General features: G+C 64.8%; 19 protein-coding genes and 1 pseudogene. 16 read left to right on the top strand and 4 right to left on the bottom strand.

Features of this window, described 5'->3' with window-relative positions; all coding sequences use genetic code 11:
* Nucleotides 1-385: 385 nt before the first annotated feature.
* Nucleotides 386-1,012, bottom strand: coding sequence for a hypothetical protein (locus DESUT3_RS13500; RefSeq protein ID WP_221249010.1), 627 nt, complete (start codon nucleotides 1,010-1,012; stop codon nucleotides 386-388).
* Between the two features lie 387 nt (nucleotides 1,013-1,399).
* Here DESUT3_RS13500 and DESUT3_RS13495 point away from each other — a divergent pair, with 387 nt between their 5' ends.
* From DESUT3_RS13495 to DESUT3_RS13455, 9 genes are all read left to right on the top strand, one after another.
* Nucleotides 1,400-1,618 carry a tautomerase family protein gene (locus DESUT3_RS13495; protein ID WP_221249009.1) on the top strand — a complete coding sequence of 73 codons (219 nt, stop codon included), beginning with the start codon at nucleotides 1,400-1,402 and terminating at the stop codon, nucleotides 1,616-1,618.
* Nucleotides 1,619-1,731: 113 nt separating this feature from the next.
* The gene (locus DESUT3_RS13490) at nucleotides 1,732-2,973 is read left to right on the top strand and encodes a tetratricopeptide repeat protein (RefSeq protein ID WP_221249008.1); all 1,242 of its coding nucleotides are present in this window, start codon (nucleotides 1,732-1,734) and stop codon (nucleotides 2,971-2,973) included.
* Between the two features lie 20 nt (nucleotides 2,974-2,993).
* Nucleotides 2,994-5,672: a heavy metal translocating P-type ATPase gene (locus tag DESUT3_RS13485; RefSeq protein ID WP_221249007.1), complete on the top strand. Its 2,679-nt coding sequence runs from the start codon at nucleotides 2,994-2,996 to the stop codon at nucleotides 5,670-5,672.
* A gap of 150 nt (nucleotides 5,673-5,822) precedes the next feature.
* Entirely contained in the window at nucleotides 5,823-6,326 is a 504-nt protein-coding gene (locus DESUT3_RS13480; RefSeq protein ID WP_221249006.1) for a TIGR00725 family protein, read from the top strand.
* 3 nt (nucleotides 6,327-6,329) lie between these two features.
* The gene (locus tag DESUT3_RS13475; RefSeq protein ID WP_221249005.1) at nucleotides 6,330-7,370 is read left to right on the top strand and encodes a DHH family phosphoesterase; all 1,041 of its coding nucleotides are present in this window, start codon (nucleotides 6,330-6,332) and stop codon (nucleotides 7,368-7,370) included.
* Nucleotides 7,371-7,446: 76 nt separating this feature from the next.
* Entirely contained in the window at nucleotides 7,447-8,520 is a 1,074-nt protein-coding gene (locus tag DESUT3_RS13470; protein ID WP_221249004.1) for an N-acetylmuramoyl-L-alanine amidase, read from the top strand.
* Entirely contained in the window at nucleotides 8,517-9,251 is a 735-nt protein-coding gene (rph, locus tag DESUT3_RS13465) for a ribonuclease PH (RefSeq protein WP_221249003.1), read from the top strand. Before DESUT3_RS13470 ends, rph begins: the two co-directional genes overlap by 4 nt.
* Before the next feature lie 2 nt (nucleotides 9,252-9,253).
* Nucleotides 9,254-9,844 (top strand): XTP/dITP diphosphatase, encoded by a 591-nt coding sequence (locus tag DESUT3_RS13460; protein ID WP_221249002.1) that lies wholly within the window; start codon nucleotides 9,254-9,256, stop codon nucleotides 9,842-9,844.
* 325 nt (nucleotides 9,845-10,169) lie between these two features.
* The gene (locus tag DESUT3_RS13455; RefSeq protein WP_221249001.1) at nucleotides 10,170-11,003 is read left to right on the top strand and encodes a DUF547 domain-containing protein; all 834 of its coding nucleotides are present in this window, start codon (nucleotides 10,170-10,172) and stop codon (nucleotides 11,001-11,003) included.
* Between the two features lie 135 nt (nucleotides 11,004-11,138).
* On the opposite strand, the pseudogene DESUT3_RS21350 reads toward DESUT3_RS13455, so the two are convergent.
* A pseudogene (locus DESUT3_RS21350) lies at nucleotides 11,139-11,445 on the bottom strand (putative metalloprotease CJM1_0395 family protein); the annotation flags it as partial.
* A 330-nt stretch (nucleotides 11,446-11,775) separates the two neighbouring features.
* Here DESUT3_RS21350 and larA point away from each other — a divergent pair.
* The 5 genes from larA to DESUT3_RS13425 all read left to right on the top strand — a co-directional run bounded on the left by larA (nucleotide 11,776) and on the right by DESUT3_RS13425 (nucleotide 16,985).
* Entirely contained in the window at nucleotides 11,776-13,053 is a 1,278-nt protein-coding gene (larA, locus tag DESUT3_RS13445; RefSeq protein ID WP_221248999.1) for a nickel-dependent lactate racemase, read from the top strand.
* A 91-nt stretch (nucleotides 13,054-13,144) separates the two neighbouring features.
* On the top strand, nucleotides 13,145-14,254 hold the full coding sequence (locus DESUT3_RS13440; protein ID WP_221248998.1) for an aminopeptidase: 1,110 nt from the start codon (nucleotides 13,145-13,147) through the stop codon (nucleotides 14,252-14,254).
* 278 nt (nucleotides 14,255-14,532) lie between these two features.
* The gene (locus DESUT3_RS13435; protein ID WP_221248997.1) at nucleotides 14,533-16,062 is read left to right on the top strand and encodes an SDR family oxidoreductase; all 1,530 of its coding nucleotides are present in this window, start codon (nucleotides 14,533-14,535) and stop codon (nucleotides 16,060-16,062) included.
* A complete protein-coding gene (locus DESUT3_RS13430; protein WP_221248996.1) occupies nucleotides 16,059-16,541 on the top strand; it encodes an SRPBCC family protein in 483 nt (160 codons plus the stop codon). The genes DESUT3_RS13435 and DESUT3_RS13430 overlap by 4 nt, the downstream gene beginning before the upstream one ends.
* A gap of 135 nt (nucleotides 16,542-16,676) precedes the next feature.
* Nucleotides 16,677-16,985, top strand: a complete 309-nt coding sequence (locus DESUT3_RS13425) for a hypothetical protein (protein ID WP_221248995.1) — start codon at nucleotides 16,677-16,679, stop codon at nucleotides 16,983-16,985.
* Between the two features lie 198 nt (nucleotides 16,986-17,183).
* Here DESUT3_RS13425 and DESUT3_RS21345 read toward each other — a convergent pair whose 3' ends face one another.
* Both DESUT3_RS21345 and DESUT3_RS13415 read right to left on the bottom strand, forming a co-directional pair.
* Nucleotides 17,184-17,441, bottom strand: a complete 258-nt coding sequence (locus tag DESUT3_RS21345) for a type II toxin-antitoxin system RelE family toxin (RefSeq protein ID WP_221248994.1) — start codon at nucleotides 17,439-17,441, stop codon at nucleotides 17,184-17,186.
* Nucleotides 17,428-17,661 (bottom strand): ribbon-helix-helix domain-containing protein, encoded by a 234-nt coding sequence (locus tag DESUT3_RS13415; RefSeq protein ID WP_221248993.1) that lies wholly within the window; start codon nucleotides 17,659-17,661, stop codon nucleotides 17,428-17,430. Before DESUT3_RS13415 ends, DESUT3_RS21345 begins: the two co-directional genes overlap by 14 nt.
* Nucleotides 17,662-17,816: 155 nt before the next feature.
* Between DESUT3_RS13415 and DESUT3_RS13410 the strand changes: the two genes are divergently transcribed.
* The gene (locus DESUT3_RS13410; protein ID WP_221248992.1) at nucleotides 17,817-19,175 is read left to right on the top strand and encodes a tetratricopeptide repeat protein; all 1,359 of its coding nucleotides are present in this window, start codon (nucleotides 17,817-17,819) and stop codon (nucleotides 19,173-19,175) included.
* A gap of 50 nt (nucleotides 19,176-19,225) precedes the next feature.
* Complete coding sequence (locus tag DESUT3_RS13405) at nucleotides 19,226-19,921, top strand: hypothetical protein (RefSeq protein WP_221248991.1); 696 nt, start codon at nucleotides 19,226-19,228, stop codon at nucleotides 19,919-19,921.
* The last annotated feature ends 20 nt before the right edge of the window (nucleotides 19,922-19,941 follow it).

Genomic DNA, 19,941 nt, shown 5'->3' with positions numbered 1-19,941 from the left:
ATCGCCTGTTATTACTAAATCTTTTTATGGATTATCGGCAAACCACCGCGGGAGAATATACCTGCCTTTGATAAAAGCAAGATAATTTTTTAAAACGTTGGATTGAATTTTTTATCCGCCCGCCGGACCGCATTCCTGCTGGGGTCGGCAAGGGGAGAGGAAATCGCTCCGGCCCACTCAACGTTGCCGCCGTGAAACATTCAGGGATTGCCCTATTTTCCACAACTTGCGGAAAATGCAAGGGATTGCTGCTTGCCACTGCGTGGAACGTTGCAAAATACCAAAAATAATACGGACGGCATTGAGGCCGTCCGTATTCCTGGTCGGGATGCATTGTGGTGCGGCGCGCTGTGGCCGCAGGCTCATGGTTGCCGGCTCTTACTCTTTAGATCTTCCCTGCTCCGGCATCGGGCAAGGTCGTGAACAGGCTGTCCGCCAGTCGCAGCGGCGGCAACCACCACTGCATGCCGATGCTCGGCACGGTGCTGTCGCGGCCGTAACCCTGGTCGCTCCAGACCCTCTCGCGGGTGCTGGTGGCGATCAGGTCCGCCGAGGCGTAGATCTCGAGCGGATCGATGCTGCCCATGGCCAACTCGCCATCATCGCCATGCCCGGGGAACCCGCCCGCATCCAGGAAATGTTCCACCCAGATGATCAGAACGGCATCACTCCCGGTGGGGACGAGGTTGGCCAGCTGGGCCGGCGATGATTCGTCGGGACGGAACGGCCTGACGAACGAGCGGTTCTCGGTCACCTCGACAAAGGCCGCATCGTAACCCTTCTGCCCCAAGACCTTGCGGGCGTGCCAGCGAATCTCCTCGCCGATCCGGTATTCAAACAGCGCGTCAATGGCGCGGTCCCTGAACACCACCGGCAGGATGGCCACGGTTCTGATGTTCATCTGCGAATATTGCGGATCGAGCAGCGCCGGCTGCTTGGGCGTCGTGGTGCAGGCGACCAGCGCCAGCAGGCCAAGCGCCAATACTCCCGGTATCCATTTCCAGCCACGCATCGTCGCCTTCCTTTCCAAGAGGCTCTGCAGGTAACCGGCACCTTTTCATGCCCTCTATAGTATTTTACCCCTCGTGGGAAACAACGGACAAGTGGAGGCCATTCCCGTTTGGCCGGATGCTCCGGGAGAAATAATGCACCTTATTGGAATGACTGGATTTCGGGGTATAATCCAAGGGCAGGGAGCGGCGGCTGCTCTGGCCTGCCGCGGGACGTGGGGCTGCGAATCGAGCCGCATCCATGCGCCGGGCTCTGTGCTGCCGGGTCGCAGCCTGAAGGTTCGCCAATCGCGGTTTCCCCAAAATTGACTGGCCCGCACGGGCTCCGGGAGGTCTATACTGGAGAGTGCAGGAGCTGCCATTTATTTCCAGCCACAGGAGGAAGAACCATGCCATTCGTCAACGTCAAGCTGACTGCCGGGGCCACAGCTGCGCAAAAGGAAGAACTGATCGCTGGGATCACCGACCTGCTGGTCCGGGTGCTCAACAAGAACCCGGCCTCCACCCACGTGGTGATCGAGGACATCGCCCCGGAGAACTGGGGCATCCGCGGGCAGACGGTGGCGGCTCTGCGCGCTGCCGGGGACCCGGGGGTGTCCAAGGGGTGAATTCCTTCCCCGTTGCTGCGATCAAGGGGTGAAATGCGGTGGGATATCTGCTATATTGATCAACTTTCGCGCCGCCGGGGCGGCGCAATCCCCGCAGATCCGGAGCCGCTTTTATGGAAGAAGAATACGAAGACTTTCTCGATCAGCAGGATGAGGGGGAGCAGCTCGAGCTGGCCCAGATGGCCCTCAATCGGGGAGAGAACGATACGGCGCTCGACCTGGCCCAGGACTACCTCGAGGAGCATCCCTTCGACATCGAGGCCCTGAACATCTGCGCGGTGGCGGCTTCCAACCTCAACGACGAGGCGACCGCCCTGGCCCTGTATGAAAAGGCCCTGCGTTTCGACCCCCGCAACGGTGCCATCCACCATAACTACGGGGTGCTGCTGGAGCGTCTCGGCGACTACGAGCCCGCGCTGCACCATTTTCGGCGCTCCCTCGAGCTGCAGCCGGATTTCCCCGAGGCCTACATCAACATGGGCAACCTGATGGATGAAATGGGCCGTACCGAGGAAGCCCTGGCCATGTACGACCAGGCCCTGCGGCGCATGCCCGATTCGCCCGATGTCTATTTCAATCGCGGCTACACGCTGAACCGTCTCGGGCGTTTCGATGAGGCCATCGAGAGCTTCAACCGGGCCCTGGCCATCAACCCCACCGACGCCGGCAGCCTCAACGGCCGCAGCTACGCCCTGGCCGGATCGGGCCGTGACGAAGCCGCCCTGGAGGGCTACAGCCAGGCGGTGGCCCGCGAGCCCTCCGTGCCCACCTACCGCTACAACCGGGGGTTGTCGCTGGCCCGCCTGGAGCGAATCGAAGAGGCCCTGGCCGACTTCGAGGCGGCGCTCGAAATGGACCCCGAATTCTACGAGGCCTACATCGAGAAAACCAGCCTGCTGATCGCCCTGGAGCGCTACGCCGAGGCCCTCGAGGTGCTGGACGCAGCCGAGGAGTTGGAGCCGGACAGCCCCGAGCCCGACTTCTACCGGGGGGTGATCCTCGAGAAGCAGGGGGATCTGCCCGGGGCCCTCGAGGCCCTGGAACGAAGCCTGGCGCGGGACCCCGACTCGATCTACACCCTCAACAACAAGGGGAACGTGCTCATCGACCTGGGGCGGCTCGACGACGCCCTGGCCTGCTTCGACGCCATCATCAAGCGCACCGCCCGCTACCCCCTGGCGTATTACAACCGGGCCTGCGCCCTGGCCCGCAAGGGGGACGCGGAGGGGGCGCTCAAGGCGCTGCGCAAGGCCTCGAAGCTCGATCGGCATTTCATCGATGACGCCCGCACCGACCCCGACTTTGACCCGATCCGCCACACCCCAGGGTTTCTCAAGCTGATCGGGGTCGGCTAGTCCTCTCGGGAGAGAATAGCGTGTCCGTGGAACAGATTGTCCTGCCCGTCCAGGGAATGTCCTGCCAGAAATGCGTGCGCAAGCTCACCGAGGCCCTGCAGGTCCTTGGTGGGGTCGAGAGTGCCGAGGTTTCCCTGGAGCAGAGGCAGGCCCTGGTGCGTTTCGACCAGGCGCGCCTCGATCGGGCGCAGGTCGAGGCGGCCATTGTCGCGGCGGGCTTCAGGGTGGCCGAGGATGCGCCGGACGAGGCCCCCGCCCCACCATCACCGAAACCGACGCCGGCCGCCTCGCCGGTGGCGAGCCGGCGGGCCACCCTGCTGCTCAAGGGGATGACCTGCGCCAACTGCGCCAACACCATCGAAAAAGGGGTCGCCGGTATGCCGGGGGTGGTTTCCGCCTCGGTCAATTTCGCCGCCGAGAAGCTCGCGGTGGAATTCGACCCGGCTCGACTGCAGATCCCGGATATCCTGCACAAAGTGGAGGACCTGGGCTACCGGGCCCGGCAAACCGGCGCCGGCGGCAGCGACGGCAAGCTCAGCTTCGCCATCCGCGGTATGCACTGCGCCAGCTGCGCCGGCACCATCGAGAAGAAGCTCGGGGCCCTCGAGGGGATGCGCTCGGTGCGGATCAATTTTGCCGAGGATACCGGCAGCGTCGAGTTCGACCCCCGGCGCCTCGACCGCGAGGCGATCTTTCAGGCGGTCGAAGACGCCGGCTACACGCCGCTGGTCTCTCGCGACGCCGCCGAGGAGGCCGGCGAGGCCCGCATCCAGCGCAACTGGCTGATCTTCGCGGCGGCCCTGTCGCTGCCGATCATGCCGCTGATGTGGACCGGGCCCTTCGGCGCCGCTACGGGTTACCTCAACGCCCTGCTCGCCACCATCGTGCAGTTCTCCGCCGGGCTGACCTTTTACCGGGGCGCCTGGAAATCCCTGAAAAACCGCGCGGCCAACATGGACGTGCTGGTGGCCATGGGGATCAGCGCCGCCTACGGCTACTCGGTATTGGCCCTGTTCCACCTGTTCGGGGTGGGCGGCGAGGTGTTCTTCGAAACCAGCGCCATGCTCATCACCTTCATCCGCTTCGGCAAGTGGCTCGAGGCCCGGGCCAAGGGCAAGGCCAGCCAGGCGCTGAAGAAGCTGCTGCAGCTGCAGGCCGACCGGGCGCTGCTGCTGGTCGACGGCAAGGAGCAGGAGGTGCCCGCCAGCCGGGTGCAGGTCGGCGACCTGGTGGTGGTGCGCCCCGGGGAGAAGGTGCCGGTGGACGGCGAGGTGGTCGAGGGCGAGTCGGCCGTCGACGAGTCGATGGTGACCGGCGAGTCGGTCCCCGTGGACAAGGAGTCCGGCTCGCCGGTCACCGGCGCGACCCTCAACCGGACCGGGCGCCTGCTGGTCAAGGCCACCCGGGTCGGCGAAGAGACGGTGCTCGCCCAGATCGTGCGCATGGTCGAGGAGGCGCAGGGGGACAAGGCGCCCATCCAGCGGCTGGCCGATGCGGTTTCCAACTGGTTCGTGCCGGCGGTGGTGGGGGTGGCGCTGCTGACCTTTGTCGCCTGGTACGGGATGTTCGGCGCCGAGTTCCTGTTCGCCTTCAAGATGGCCATCGCCGTGCTGGTGATCGCCTGCCCCTGCGCCCTGGGGCTGGCCACCCCCACCGCGATCATGGTCGGCAGCGCCGTCGGGCTTTCCGCCGGCATCCTCTTCAAGCGCGCCTCGGTGCTGGAGAACATCTCGCGCCTGCAGGTGGTCCTGCTCGACAAGACCGGCACCCTGACCCGCGGCGAGTTTTCGGTGACTGATCTGCACCCCGCCTCCGGGGTCGCGGAAGATGAGCTGCTGCGGATCGCGGCCGCGGCCGAGGCGGCGAGCAGTCACCCCCTGGCCCGCGCCGTGGTGCGCCGGGCCGAGGAAGACGGGCTCGCCCCGCCGGCGGTGAGCGGCGTCGAGGAGGTCGGCGGCCACGGGTTGATCTGCACCCTGGAGGGCGAGCGGGTGTTGGCCGGCAGCCACCGGCTCATGGAGCGCGAAGGGGTGGATGTCGCCGCCTTCGCCGCTCCCGCCGAGCAGCTTGCCGGCCAGGGCAAATCCCTGGTCTACATCGCCCGGGAAGGCGCTCCCCTGGGGGTGGTGGCCCTGGCCGACACCCTCAAGGAGAACGCCGCCGATACCATCGAGCGGCTGCGTGCCCTGGGCCTGAAGACGGTCATGATCACCGGCGACCGGCGGGCGGCCGCCGCCGCCGTGGCCGGCCAGCTCGGCCTGGACGGGGTCGAGGCCGAGGTGCTGCCCGGCGACAAGCTCGAGGTGGTGCGCGGTTACCAGCAGCAGGGGCATTTTGTCGGCATGGTCGGCGACGGCATCAACGATGCCCCGGCCCTGGCCCAGGCCGACATCGGCATCGCCATCGGCAGCGGCACCGACGTCGCCAAGGAGACCGGCGACATCATCCTGGTCAAGGGCGACATCCGCGACGTCGAGCGGGGCATCCGCCTGGGGCGCAAAACTTTGGTCAAGATCAAGCAGAACCTGTTCTGGGCTTTTGTCTACAACGTGGTCGGCATCCCCGTGGCCGCCGGGGTGCTGTTCCCGGCCTTCGGCATCGTGCTCAAACCCGAATTCGCCGGGCTGGCCATGGCCTTCTCCAGCGTCTCGGTGGTAACCAACAGCCTGCTGTTGAAACGTTACGCGCGAAGGCTTTGAACCGCTCGGGCGGCGTCCGATCCGACGGATTTTGGCAAGGCTTGGCCGCGTCCGATCCGACCCATTCTGCCAGGGCTTGGCCGCGTCCGATCCGACCGATCCGTCGGATCCGACGCGGCCCAAAGCCCTTTTAACCAAGGTTTTTCCAACATGGAACGTCGAACCGCGAACCCCAAGCCCCGCCTTATCATCGGCGTGATCGGCGCGGCGAACCCCAGCGAGCAGGGCTACGCCGCCGCCCGCGAGGTCGGCCGGCGGATCGCCGAGGCCGGGGCGGTGCTGGTCTGCGGCGGGCTCGGCGGGGTCATGGAGGCGGCCTGCCGGGGCTGCGTCGAGGCCGGCGGCGAGACCCTCGGGATTCTGCCAGGCGCCGGGGCCGAGCAGGCCAACCCCTGGGTAACCCTGGCGGTGCCCACCAACATGGGCCATGCGCGCAACGTCATCATCGCCCACACCGCCCGGGCGCTGATCGCCGTCGAGGGTGAGTTCGGCACGCTGTCCGAGATGGCCATCGGCCTCAAGCTCGAACGTCCCGTCGCGGCCCTGGGCAGCTGGCCCGGGCTGCCGGGCGCGGTTTATTGCGACACCCCCGAACAGGCGGTGCGGTCAGTTTTGGAGCGGTTAGGCTGCTGCAATGATCATGAGGGAGGGTAAAGGATGCCGACGGATCTGACCTGGTCCAGCGAATTCTCAGAGAAATTCATCGAGTGGATGCGTGGCAAGGGGCGGGTGCTGATCGTGGCGCACGACAACCCGGATCCCGACTCCCTGGCCTCGGCCATGGCCCTGAAACACCTGGTCCTGGTCAAGACCGGCCAGGAGGCGACCATCGCCTTCGGCGGGGTGATCGGGCGGGGCGAGAACCGCGTCATGGTGGAAAAGCTCGAGATCCAGGCGGTGCCGCTGGATACCCTGGACCTCAACCAGTACAAGGTGGTCTGCATGGTCGACACCCAGCCCGGCACCGGCAACAACTCCTTCCCCGCCGAGCGGGACGTGCACCTGGTGATCGACCATCACCAGGCGCGGGACATCTGCCGCACCTGCCGCTGGACCGACATCCGCGAGGATTACGGCGCCTCGGCCACCATCCTCTTCGAATACCTGCAGGCGCAGAAGGTCTCCATCAGCACCCGGCTGGCCACCATCCTGTTCTATGCCATCAAGTCCGAGACCCAGGACCTCGGCCGCGACTGGTGCCGGGCCGACCGCGAGGCCTACCTGCACCTGCTGCCGCTGGTGAACAACCACATCCTGTTCGAGATCATCCACCCCCCGGTGCCGCGGGATTATTTTCTCTATTTCTGCAAGGCCATCTCCAATGCGCGCACCTACGGGGACGTGCTGGTGTTCAACCTGTACGACATCGACAACCCCGACATGGTGGCCGAGATGGCCGATTTCCTGCTGCGCGCCGACGACATCCGCGTGGTGCTCGGCATGGCGAGGTTTCACGGGACGGGGATTCTCTCCTTCCGCACCCTGTCGCACCGGATCCACGCCGGCGACGTGATGCGCACCGTGGTCGACGGCCTGGGCACCGCCGGCGGCCACGGCATGATCGCCGGGGGACAGATCCCCGGCGAGGAGGGGAGCCTGAGCGCTCAGCGGGCCCTGGAGAAAGATCTCACCCGGCGCCTGCTCAAGGTTCTCGGCAGGCCCTTGACGCGGGCCCGCCGCCTGGTCAGAAACCGCTGATGGCTCCCGGGGCGGCCGCGTTGACAGGGGGCGGAGCCCTGGGGTATAAAGTGCGCCTGTGTTGCGCGAGGTGAGAATGCTGCGTTCTTTTTGGGTATCGCTGCTTTTGCTGCTGCTGGCCAGTCCGGCCGCGGCGGTGGTGGAGCTGGCCCTGGGCAACCAGGCGCCGGTCACCATCAATGAAGTCTACATGCGCGACGGGGTCGCCTTTCTGCCCGTGGACGAAGTGCTTGCGGCCCTGCAGCTCTCGGGGAAATGGGACTCGGTCGACCATGTCTACACCATCAAGACCCCCTTCGGGAACGCACGGATCTCGCCCGGCAGCAACTACCTGCGGCTGACCGAGCGGTTCATCCCCCTGGAACACCCGCCCCGCTTCATCGACGGCCGGCTGAGGATTTCGGAAGATTTTCTGACCGTTCATTTCCCCAACCTGCTGACCCAGTCGGTGTACTACCGCAACCTCAATCCCCAGACCGAAACCCTGGTGGAGGAGCAGACCCCCCTCGACCAGCTCTTCGCCCTGCTGCTGCGCAAAAAGGGCGCCGGAACCGCCGCCCCCCTGCGGGCGGTGGCCATCGATCCCGGGCACGGCGGGCAGGAAACCGGCGCCCTGGGGATCGGCGCCGTCAAGGAGAAGGATATCGCCCTGGGGGTGGCCAAGCGGCTGGAAAAACTGCTCAAGATGAACATGGGCATCCCGGTTTACCTCTCCCGCGACGGCGACTACTCCCTGAGCACCCAGCAGCGGCTCGAGGCCGCCGCAAAGACCGATGTCGACGCCCTCATCCAGCTGCATGCCCAGGCGGCCCTGAGCGGGCAGCCCCAGGGGATCAACCTGGTCATCCGGCCCCAGGAGGAATTCGCCGGGCAGACCGTGCCGGGCGCCCAGGGGGACAGCATGCGCCTGGCCCGCCGCCTGCGCGACGCCTTCAACGGGCAGGGGCTGGAGGTGGCCGGCATCTACCAGGCGCCGCTGCTGCCCCTGGGGCGGGGCAACCTGCCGACCGTCCTGGTGGAGATGGGTTACCTGACCAACGCCGCCGACCAGGCCCTGCTGAGCAGCCCCGAGGGGCAGGAGCGGCTGGCCGCCGCCCTGTTCCAGGGGGTGCGCAATTTTGCCGAAGAACTAAAGGAGACAGCTCAGTGACACTACCCGCTGCAACACGCAAAGACGGCCGCGCCGCCGATCAGCTGCGCCGTATCGAATTCGAACGAGGCTTCACCCGCTACGCCGAGGGTTCGGTGCTGGTTTCCTTCGGGGATACCCGGGTGCTGTGCAACGCCACCGTCGAGGAGGGGGTGCCGCCCTTCATGAAGGGGGAGGGGCGCGGCTGGGTGACCGCCGAATATGCCATGCTGCCCCGGGCCACCCATTCTCGTTCCCCCCGGGAATCGACCCGTGGCAAGGTCGGCGGCCGCACCCACGAGATCCAGCGGCTGATCGGCCGGGCCCTGCGTGCGGTGATCGATCTCGAAGCCCTCGGCGAGCGGACCATCAAGCTCGATTGCGACGTGATCCAGGCCGACGGCGGCACCCGCACCGCCTCTATCACCGGCGCCTACGTGGCGCTGGCCGATGCCGTCCGCGGCCTGCTGGCCAAGGGCCTGATCGCCGCCTCGCCGATCAAGGAGGGGGTGGCGGCGGTCAGCGTCGGGATCGTCGACGGTCAGCCGGCGCTGGATCTGAACTACGACGAGGACTTTCGCGCCTCGGTGGACATGAATTTCGTCGTCACCGCCTCCGGGCGCTTCGTGGAGGTACAGGGGACCGCCGAAGAGGAGCCCTTTAGCGGCGAGGAGCTCGACGCCCTGCGCGATTTGGCCCTGAGCGGCTGCCGCGAGTTGAGCGCGCTGCAGCGCCTGGCCCTGGAGGATTGAGCATGGAGCTGGTGGTCGCAACCCGCAACCAGGGCAAGCTCAAGGAGATCCGCCGACTTCTGGAGGACAGCGGCATAATGGTCAAGGGGCTGGACGCCTTCCCGGAGCTGCCCGAGGTCGTCGAGGACGGCGACTCCTTCGAGGCCAACGCCTCCAAGAAGGCCCGGGAGGTTTGCGCCGCCACCGGTCGCCTGACCCTGGCCGACGACTCGGGGCTGGTGGTCGAGGCCCTCGGCGGCGCTCCCGGCGTCTACTCCGCTCGCTATGCCGGGGAGCAGGCCAGCGACGCCGACAACAACCGCCGCCTGCTCGATGAGCTGGCCGGGGTCCCTGCGGAAAAGCGCCAGGGGGCTTTTTTCTGCGCCATGGCCCTGTGCGGCCCCGATGGGGACTGCCGGCTGTTTCACGGCCGGGTGCAGGGGGTTTTGCTCGATGCTGCCCGGGGAGCGGGCGGTTTCGGCTACGACCCGCTGTTCCTGGTTCCCGAGTACGGCAAAACCATGGCCGAGCTGCCCCTGGAGATCAAGAACCGCATCAGCCACCGCGGGCAGGCCCTGCGCCAGGCGCTCGACTACCTGAAGTCCCTCCCCTGAGCGGGGAATCCGGGACGCAGGCGTTTGCGAAGGGTCGGCCCGATGGGGTCGGCCCTTCTTTTTTGGGGGTTGAGATGGCGGGTTATTTGAGCATACCGCTCAAAATGAACAGCATGAAGACGACAAAAGCCAGGAACCATAGTGGATTTTTTCTCATGGCAGGCCTCCCCAAGCGTGACGAAGGATTTTCCTAAGTATAGTAGAAAAATTTAACTTGTCTCCTCGGCCGGCAGCGACCGGGGGAGGGGAGGGTTTTTTCGAAAGCCCGGGAATGAAGCGATGATCTGCTATGATGTTAGAAGGATGAAAACCGCAGGAGGTGCTGATGATCACTGCAAGATCGCTGTGGCTTGCCCTGCTGGCGGCAGGGTTGCTGCTGATGGCCGTCCCGGATGCTCCCGCCGCTCCCAGGCCCGAGCTCTGGCCGCGCTGGCAGGCCCATGACCCGGCCAGCAACCAGCGGGTCAACCATGCGGCCTGGGGCGGTTTTCTCAAGCGCTACCTGGTGACCGACCACCCCTCGGGGATCCACCGCCTGCGCTACCGGGAAGTAAGCGAAGAGGATCGCCAGGGGCTCGCCTCCTACCTGGAGCACCTGCAGCAGGTCGCCGTCTCCACGCTCAACCGCGAAGAACAGAAGGCTTACTGGATCAACCTCTATAACGCGCTGACCGTCAAGGTGGTCCTCGACCACTACCCGGTGGACAGCATCCGGGACATCGATATCTCCCCGGGATTTTTCAGCGATGGCCCCTGGGATGCGCAACTGCTGCTGATCGAGGGCGAGCGGCTCTCGCTGAACGACATCGAGCACCGCATCCTGCGCCCGGTGTTCGTCGACAACCGGGTCCATTATGCCCTGAACTGCGCGAGCCTGGGGTGTCCCAATCTGCAGCCGCGCCCGTTTTCCGCCGCCAACCTGGAGCGCCTGCTCGAGGAGGGGGCCCGGGCCTACGTCAATCATCCGCGGGGGGTGCGCCTGGAGGGGGAGAGACTGGTCGTCTCGTCCATCTACGAGTGGTTCCAGGTCGATTTCGGCGGCAGCGTCCAGGGGGTGCTGCAGCACCTGATAGGTTTTGCCGACCCGCCCCTGGGCGAGAGGCTGCGCGACCACAGCGGCGGTTTCGCCGATGATTACGACTGGGCGCTCAATGAATAGGGGAAGGTGAGGTTCAGGCGCGGATGTCCAGAATCCTGCCCGGCAGGGAATCTGTGGCAGCCGCGGTGGGCTGAGGAGCGTTCGTCGGTTGGTCCGCCGGGGCAGAGCGGTCCGCAGCCGAGGAGGAGCCCTCAGCTTCCGCGGCCAGCTCCGAGCGGGCCTGGACCGCCATGGCGGCGGCCCTGGCGGCGATGGCCCGGTCCGCCGAAGAAGGTTGGGCGGGGGCCAGGGCCGCAGCGCGGATGACCCGGGACTTCTCCAGGGTGGCCTGGGGATCGCCGGGCACCGGCGAGGTGTCGATCTGCACCTCGCCGCCGATGGCGTAGCGTCGCCCGTCGGGCCCACTCTGGTAGGTGTAGGAGGGGGCGCCCGCATACTGACCGCCCACGGCGGCATGGGCGGCCTCGTGGGCTCGCACTTCCCGGTCCCGGGCGGTCAATTCGCTGAGCACCCGGGCCTTTTCGCTGAGCACCACGCTGTCCTTGCCCTCGGCGGCCGGGCTGGGGTTGGGGACGCGCCGGGAGTCCGTCGTCGGCAGGGCCTCGGCGCGGGCATTGCGCAGCGCGGGCTGTTCCAGGGACAGGTAAGTTTCGCTCAGGGAGCTGGTGGTCGGTTCGGTAGCCATGCCGTCATCCGTGAAGTTCCAGGTTGCAGTCTGTGAAAATGTTAATGCAATAATCGTTCCTTTTTTTCGGATAAGCCCCGACTTTCCTCCTGATCCATATCCCAGGATTCCGGTTATACTGGGAGGAATCGACAAAGGGAGGTGCCCATGATGGATGTCAGGCTCAAGTACGGCACCGAGGGGTTGCCGCTGCGACTTCCGGAAACCCCCAACTTTCAAGGGGTGCTGACCCCGGCCGAGGCTTCGCCCCTGGACGATGGCGCCGCGGCGGTGCGCTCGGCGCTTGCGGCGCCCATCGACTCGCCGCCGCTGACCCGGCTGGCCCGGGGGCGCAGGGACGCGGTGATCGTCATCAGCGACATTACCCGCCCGGTGCCCAACTCCCTGATCCTGCCGCCGATTCTGGCCGACCTGGAAGCCGCCGGCATCCGCCGCGAGGCGATCACCATCCTGGTGGCCACGGGGATTCATCGCCCCAACGAGGGGGCCGAGCTCGAGCGGCTGGTCGGACCCGAGGTCGCCGCCGGGTATCGGATTATCAACCATTTCTCCAAGCGCGACGCGGACATGGTGCAGGTCGGGCTGATCGGCGACGGAGTGCCGGCCTACGTGAACCGGCATTACGTCGACGCCGACCTGAAGATCCTCACCGGCTTCATCGAGCCGCACATGTGGGCCGGCTTCTCCGGCGGGCGCAAGTCGATCCTGCCCGGCATCTCCTCGCTGCGGACCCTGGAGTACATGCACGGCCCCGAGATGGTCGCCCACCCCGGGACCCGCTACGGGGTGCTCGACGGCAACCCCTTTCACGAGGCGGCCCTGGCGATCATGGAGCAGGCCGGGGCGGACTTCATCGTCAACGTCACCCTCGACACGGCCAAGCGCCTGACCGGGGTGTTCGCCGGGCATCCCGTGCAGGCCCACCTGCGGGGGGTGGAATTTCTCTCCCGCTTCTGCGTGCGGACCCTCGACGCGCCCCTGGATTTCGTGGTCACCACCAACGCCGGCGCGCCTTTGGACTGCAACCTCTACCAGACCTCCAAGGGGATCTCGGGAGTGGCCGGGGCCACCCGAGAGGGCGGGGTGATTCTCATCGCCACCGAGTGCCTCGAGGGCTTCGGCAGCGAGGAATACCGGGAGGTCTTCGAGCATGCCACCACCCCCGCGGAGTTCATCGGCAAGCTGATGCGCAAGGAGTTCTTCATCCCCGATCAGTGGTGCGCCCAGGAGACCTACCAGGTCATGCTGAAAAACGATATCTGGATTTACACCCGGGGGATCGATGCCGAAACCCTGCGGCGCTTCCACTTCCATCCGGTCAGCTCCATCGAGACCGCGGTGGAGGAACTGCTCTGGCGCTTCGGCCAGGGCGCCCGCTGGGCGGTGGTGCCCGACGGGCCGCTGGTGATTCTGCAAACGGGGTGAAAAGCTTTTGGGGAGTCAGGAGTCAGGAGAACTTCTGGAACTGTGCCTTCCGGATTCTCAAAAGTTTTGACCCTGTGCTATTTTAAAGGCTATGAGACGTCGAACGATCCTTTTCATACTTGCCTTCTCCGGATTTTCCCTGGCCGGGCTGGCTTCCTGCTCCAACTTCGATTACTACGCCCAGTGCGTCAGCGGGCACGTCGACGTGATGCGCCGCTGCCGGCCCATTCCCCAGGTCATCGAGGATCCGGACACCAGGCCCGAGCTGAAGAAGCAGCTGCAGACCATTCTCGAAATCCGGGATTTCGCCAGTCGTGAACTGCGCTTGCCGGAAAACGGCAGCTATCGCTCCTACGCCGACCTGGAGCGTCCCTACGTGGTCTGGAACGTGGTGGCGGCCCCCGAATTCTCGCTCGAGCCGCTGCAATGGTGCTTTCCGGTGGCCGGCTGCGTGGCCTACCGCGGCTACTTCAAGCGCGAGGAGGCCGAGCGTTTCGCCGACGGCCTGCGGGCGGCGGGGCATGATGTGACGGTCTACGGCGTGGCCGCCTACAGCACCCTGAACTGGTTCGACGATCCGGTGCTGAACACCTTCTGCAACCGCCCCGAACCGAACCTGGCCGGGCTGATCTTTCACGAACTGGCCCACCAGCGGCTCTACGTCAAGGGAGACTCCGGCTTCAACGAGGCCTTCGCCAAAACCGTCGAACTCGAAGGGGTGGCCCGCTGGCTGGCCAGCCGGGGGGAAGGGGAGGGGCACGGGGCCTACCTCGCCGAATTCCACCGCGAGGAGCAGTTTATCGAGACCGTGCTGGAATACCGCGAAAAACTCAAGGAGCTCTATGCCAGGCCGCTGCCCTTTCAGCAGAAGCGGGCCCGCAAGCAGGAGATCTACGACGAGATGCGCTCCGCCTATGATCAGCTCAAGTCAAGCTGGGGCGGCAGCCACGGCTATGACCGCTGGTTCGGGGAGGGGCTGAACAACGCCCGACTGGTCTCCATCAGCACCTACCGGGTGCTGGTGCCGGCGTTCCGCGAACTGCTGGGACGCGCCGGGGGCGATCTGGAGGCCTTTTACACCGAAGCGGCAAAGCTCGGCAAACTGCCCGTGGACAGCCGCGGTGAGGCTTTGGATGAACTGACCCGCGCTGCCACCCTGCTGCCGGTGGGCATGCTCGAGGGCGAACCCGGACCCCTTTGAGTTTTAAAGATTGAAGGCCGCGCCTTAACCGCAGGATAGGTCCGAACCGACCGATATCCGACGAATAAGACGCGGCCTGTGTTTTTTGACCGCCAAAGCAAAAAAAAGGCGCGCCTGCCAGGAGGTGTGCAAACGCGCCACAAAGGAGGTAAAGGAGGTTTCTGTTCTTGGAGATAAATATAACCAAAAAGGTTCTCTATGTCAAGGCCGTCCTTGTACTTTCCGCTTTCTCCAGTAAAATGAGCTACATGTAAGCAGGCAGCTTTCGCAGAGGGGCCATGAGCGCAGAAAACAACGCAAAGCCTATCCTGGTGCTTGGCGCCACGGGGTACATCGGGGGGCGATTGGTGCCGCGCCTGCTCGAAGCCGGGTACCGGGTGCGGGCCGCGGCGCGCAACCCCGCCAAGCTGCGCAGCCGGGCCTGGTCCGGGCATCCCCAGCTCGAACTGGTCCAGGCCGACGTGCTGGACCTCCACTCGCTGGCGGAGGCTGCCGCCGGCTGCGGCGCCGCCTACTACCTGGTGCACTCGATGAATCCGCGGGTCACCGATTTCGCCCGCACCGACCGAGAGGCTGCGCAGAACATGGTGACGGCCGCCGCGACGGCAGGGCTGGAGCGGATCATCTACCTCGGAGGCCTGGGCCAGGATGACCCTTCGCTGAGCCACCATCTGCGCTCCCGCAGCGAAGTGGGGCGCATCCTCCAGGCGGGCGGGGTGCCGGCCACCATCCTGCGGGCCGCCATGATCATCGGCTCGGGGAGCGCCTCTTTCGAGATCCTGCGCTACCTGGTCGACCGGCTGCCGGTGATGATCACTCCGCGCTGGATCGACACCCCCTGCCAGCCCATCGGGGTGCGCAACGTTCTGCAGTACCTGGTGGGCTGCCTCGAATGCCCGGAAACCATCGGCGGCACCTTCGACATCGGCCAGCCCGAGGTGGTCAGCTACCGCCGGCTGATGGAGATCTACGCCGAGGAAGCCGGGCTGCACCGGCGCTGGATAATCCCCGTCCCGGTACTGACCCCGCGGCTGAGCGCCTACTGGATCCACCTGGTAACGCCGGTCCCGGCCGCCATCGCCATGCCGTTGGCCGAGGGGCTGCGCAACCCGGTGATCTGCACCGACACCCGCATCCGCGAGCTCATCCCTCAGGGACTTTTCGACTGCCGCAAGGCGATCCGCCTGGCCCTGGTGAGGCTTCGCCAGCAGCAGGTGGAGAGCTCCTGGACCGACGCCGGGGTGGTCCCCCCGGCTGAATGGAGCTTTTCCGAGGATCCGCGCTGGGCCGGGGGGACGGTGTACAGAGACGGGCGCCGGGTGATGCTGGAGGCCCCCATCGACGAAGTCTGGCAGGCGGTGGCTGCCATCGGCGGGCGCACCGGCTGGTACTATGGCAACTGGCTCTGGCAGTTGCGCGGCTGGATCGACCGCCTGCTCGGCGGCGTGGGGCTCGGCCGCGGCAGGCGCGATGCCAGTGAGCTGCGGCCCGGCGACGCCCTCGACTTCTGGCGGGTGCTCGCCATCGAAAAGCCGCACCGGCTGCTGCTGGTGGCCGAAATGAAGCTGCCCGGGGAAGCCGTGCTCGAGTTCCGGCTGGGTGAAACCAAACCGGGATGCACCGACCTGAAGCAGATTGCCCGCTTCCTGCCCCGCGGGTTGTGGGGAATTTTATACTGGGTCGCGGTCTATCCCCTGCACGGGGTGGTTTTCAACGGGATGCTGCGCGGGATCGCCGAGCGGGTCAACGGGAGGATTCTCCAGGGGCCGGAGCGCCTGCCGGCCGACCGCCGGACGGCCCCGCGATGAGGCTCTACACCCTGCAGTACCGGCAGGTGTTCCCCATCAGCCGCGAGACGGCCTGGGAGTTCTTCTCCGATCCCGCCAACCTGGCCCGCATCACTCCCCCCTGGCTGAACCTCTCAGTCACCTCGCCGCTGCCGGCCGAAATGTACCCGGGGATGCTCATCACCTATCGCCTGCGCCCGGTCCCCGGGGTGGCGGTGAGCTGGGTCACCGAGATCACCCAGGCCAGAAAACCCGAGTTTTTCGTCGATGAGCAACGTTTCGGCCCCTACCGCTTCTGGCACCACCAGCATGATTTCCGGCCTGTGGCCGATGGTGTCGAAATGGAAGACCTGGTCCATTACGCACTGGGTTTCGGCCCCCTGGGGCAGGTGGTCAACCGCCTGCTGGTGGCCCCCAGGCTGGCAGAAATCTTTCGTTACCGCCGCATGGTTCTCGACCGACGGTTCGGCAGTGGAAGCCACTCTCCAAAATTTTCATGAGGGATCGACCCGCTCGCGCTGGGAGGGGATAGGCCCTTGGAAATATTCAAAAAAAAATTGAAACTGGCATTGACAGGTGGTAAGAATCTGCTTCATTTATAACTAGGTGCCATAACCCCCAAGGAGGTGAAAAAGATGCGCAAACTGCAAATGACATTGGGTGCTGCCGGGATTGGCCTCATGCTGCTCGCCGGGTGCTCAGCGAAACTTTCGCCGGCCGACAAGGCCATGCTTGATCAGGCGATGAGCGCCAGCAAACAGGCGGCTGCATCCGCCCAAAGTGCCGACGCGGCAGCCAGCCGCGCCGAAGCCGCGGCCCAGAAGGCAGAATCTGCCGCCGGTCGCGCCGAAACCGCGGCCAATCGCGCTGAAAGCGCTGCCAATCGCGCCGAAACCGCGGCCCAGAAGGCCGAAAAGGCCTTCGAAATGACCCTCAAGAAGTAAATCGTAGATCAAGCAAAGAGAAAGCCCCGGCAGCGGGGCTTTCTCTTTGGGCCGACGAACCCGGTTGCGGCCACGTCGAATCTGACCGATTGGTCCGATCAGGCTGATCCGTCGGCTGAAATCTGGCCTTTAGGCTGCCTTTTCCCCGCGCCCCAGTGGTTGACCCTTTTTCTTAACCACGAATGCGGTTGCTCGAGGCTACCTGTAAACCTCCCGCCGATGTCCGACCTTGACCACGGTGACAACCAACTCCTCATCCCTGATTTCATACAGGATTCGATAGACTCCTTGCCGCAAACGGTACCTCTCCTGCCCTGAAAGCTTCTCGCATCCAAGTGGGCGGGGATTCTGTGCCAGAGATTCAAAACACTTCAAAATTCGATCTAGATCCGGCTTGGGAATACTTCGAAGGTCTTTGGCGACGGACTTTTTGAAGACGAGCTTATAACTTGCCATGGGCCTTCAGGTCGGCAAGAAGCTCTTCGTAAGTGATGGTCGGCTCCGCTACACGGCCTTCGAAAGCGGCGAGATCTTCCTGGTCTTCCTGCAGAGCCCGGCGCACAGCATCGTTGACGATTTCTGAAATGGAGCGATTGGCAGCGGCGGATTTCATTCGCAGTGCCCGGTGAAGGTCAGGGTCGAAATATATCGTTGATCTTTTGGTTTGGCTTTCCATGCCCACCTCCTTTCAGGCATCATAACTCCATGACGTCATGATGTCAAAATGCTCTATTTTCCTTGTCCCCCAAATTGGCCGGATTTTTGCTGTAACCTTCCCGGATGCTGTCCTATAATCGGGACCTTGACCCGCAACCGATCCAGGGAGAATTCATGAAGAATCTGGCTGTCTTAATTGCTTTGTTCGGCCTGCTGCTGAGTGGCTGCGAAAAGAAAACCGAGCCGGTGGCCACACCGGCCCCCCCCGAGCCTGCGGCCACCCAGGCTTCCAGCGAAGCTGTCCCGGTCATGAGTTCGGCCATCGAACCGGTGCTCGTCGAGCTTCCCACCGAGGCAATCTCCACCTGGCAGCGGCATGCCCAGGCCAGGCCCGAACTGGTCCTGTTCTCCATTCATCCGTTTCTGGACCAAATCCCCGAGACGGTGAAATCCGAGGCTCTGGCCATGGTCAAGCGAGGGGATGCCCGGGAGTTGCGGGCCCATGGCAGTTTTTTCCGCGAAGCACCCCTGCTGCTGCCCACCCAGACCCTGCGCGCGGCCCTCGAGGCCGGGTTTTTCTCCCAGGTGACCTGGGTTTTCCCCTCCAAGGTCAAGATCGATGAACTCTCCCTGGAAACGTTCAGTGGCCAGGTGGTCGAGGCCGGGTTCCTGACCGAGGAGGAAGGCCGGCAGTTGGTCCTGGCGGGAGGCGTGTTCGAGGGGCAGGTCCAGGGCATACCCTTCAGGGCGGTGCACCCGTTCGCCCTGCCGGATATCACGGCCCCGGCGCTGATTCATGTCGACCTGGGGTATTTCAAGGGAATGTACCAGGACGAAGTCAAGACCCCCCTCTACGACCTGCTGCACGGACTGGCGATCAGCTTGCGCGACATGGGGTGGAAGGTGCTGGACGTGACCCTCTCCTATTCAACCATCGAAGGGGTGGTTTCCCTCGATACCCGCTTTTTATTGACCAACCTCGCCGAGCTGTTCCGCAAGCCCGAAATGCTGCAGTCCGACATGCCGGAGCTCTGGCGCATGCGGGCCGAGGCGCTCTACGGCGCGGACATGTTCCAGCCCCAGAAGATGAAGGAGATGCACCAGAAGGCTGCCGAACTGGCCCCCGGGGATGCCACCGCCCAGTACGATCTTTACAAGATCCAGTTCGAAAACCGTGAAATCGACGCCGCCCTGGAAACCCTCGATCGGGTCGTGGCCATGGACTCGGGATACGGGGCGGCATACCTCGATCTCTCCCAGGTGGCCATGAACGACAAAAATCCGACCGCCTCTCTGGTGCTTCTCGAAAAAGCGGCGATGACCTTTCCCGACAACCCCTTCATCAACTTGAGCAGGAGCGACATCCTGCTGCAGATGGATGAAAAGAGTGACGCCCTTGAACTGCTGAAACCGCTGAAGCAGTTGGCCTGGTCAGCGCACTACCATGCGGATATCCCCGGGCTCATCGAGACCATGGAAAAGGCGGGCATGGGTAAAGGCCCGGGGCCGGAGTCGAAGGAAAGCAGTCAGTGATGGCCAAAAAAAGATCAAGGATCGGGCGTGGCGGGAGAGTGGCGGCGTCCTTGCTGGCCTTGTTGCTGCTTGGCGCCTGCCGCCAGGAGGACCATCCCGGGGAACCCGGGCCCCGTCGGGAAGGGACCCCGGTAGCCTCCAGCGCCTACGCCCCTGAGCCAGGCCAACCCGTCCCGCCCGCCCCGCCGCTCAGGGAAGATTTCGAAGGCCAGCCGAGGCTTTCCCTGTTCCCGCGCATTGGCGATTACCGGCCCGAGAATGAGGACGAAGTGGGACTTCCATTCTGGAACTCCTATATTGAGCACGTAGTCCGAACCTCGGGGGTGGTGGAGGTTCCCATCCCTCTCGGCCAGGGTGGCCGGGCCTTCAGCTTCAGAAGTGTCGCCGGACTCGATTCTCTGGGGTTTTTCTCCCCCCTTGCCGTCGAGCCTGAAACGGCCTACCGGGTCAGTGCCCGTTTCAAAACCGCATTGCCCGAAGGAGGGGAGACGGGGATCGGGATTCTCGAATTCGACGAATTTCTCTGGATTGGCGAACAGTACCCGCGTTCGTTGGCCGAACAGCGGCAGACGGGGGTCCAGGAGGGCCTGAAATTACGCGGCGACAACAATTGGGAGCCGCAAAGTTTCACTTTTGTCACCGGGGAGAAGACCCGGATGGTGCACCTGATCTTTTACCGCGAGGGTTCCGAGGATCGCGCACCGGTGCTGGTGGACGAGATCTCCATCGAAAAAATCACCCCCTGAACTTACTTCCCTGTTGAGGG

This window comes from Desulfuromonas versatilis (genome assembly GCF_019704135.1).
In the GTDB taxonomy this organism is placed as follows: domain Bacteria; phylum Desulfobacterota; class Desulfuromonadia; order Desulfuromonadales; family NIT-T3; genus Desulfuromonas_A; species Desulfuromonas_A versatilis.
Note: the sequence above shows the minus strand (reverse complement) of the source record. Positions and strands in the feature narration are given on the sequence as shown.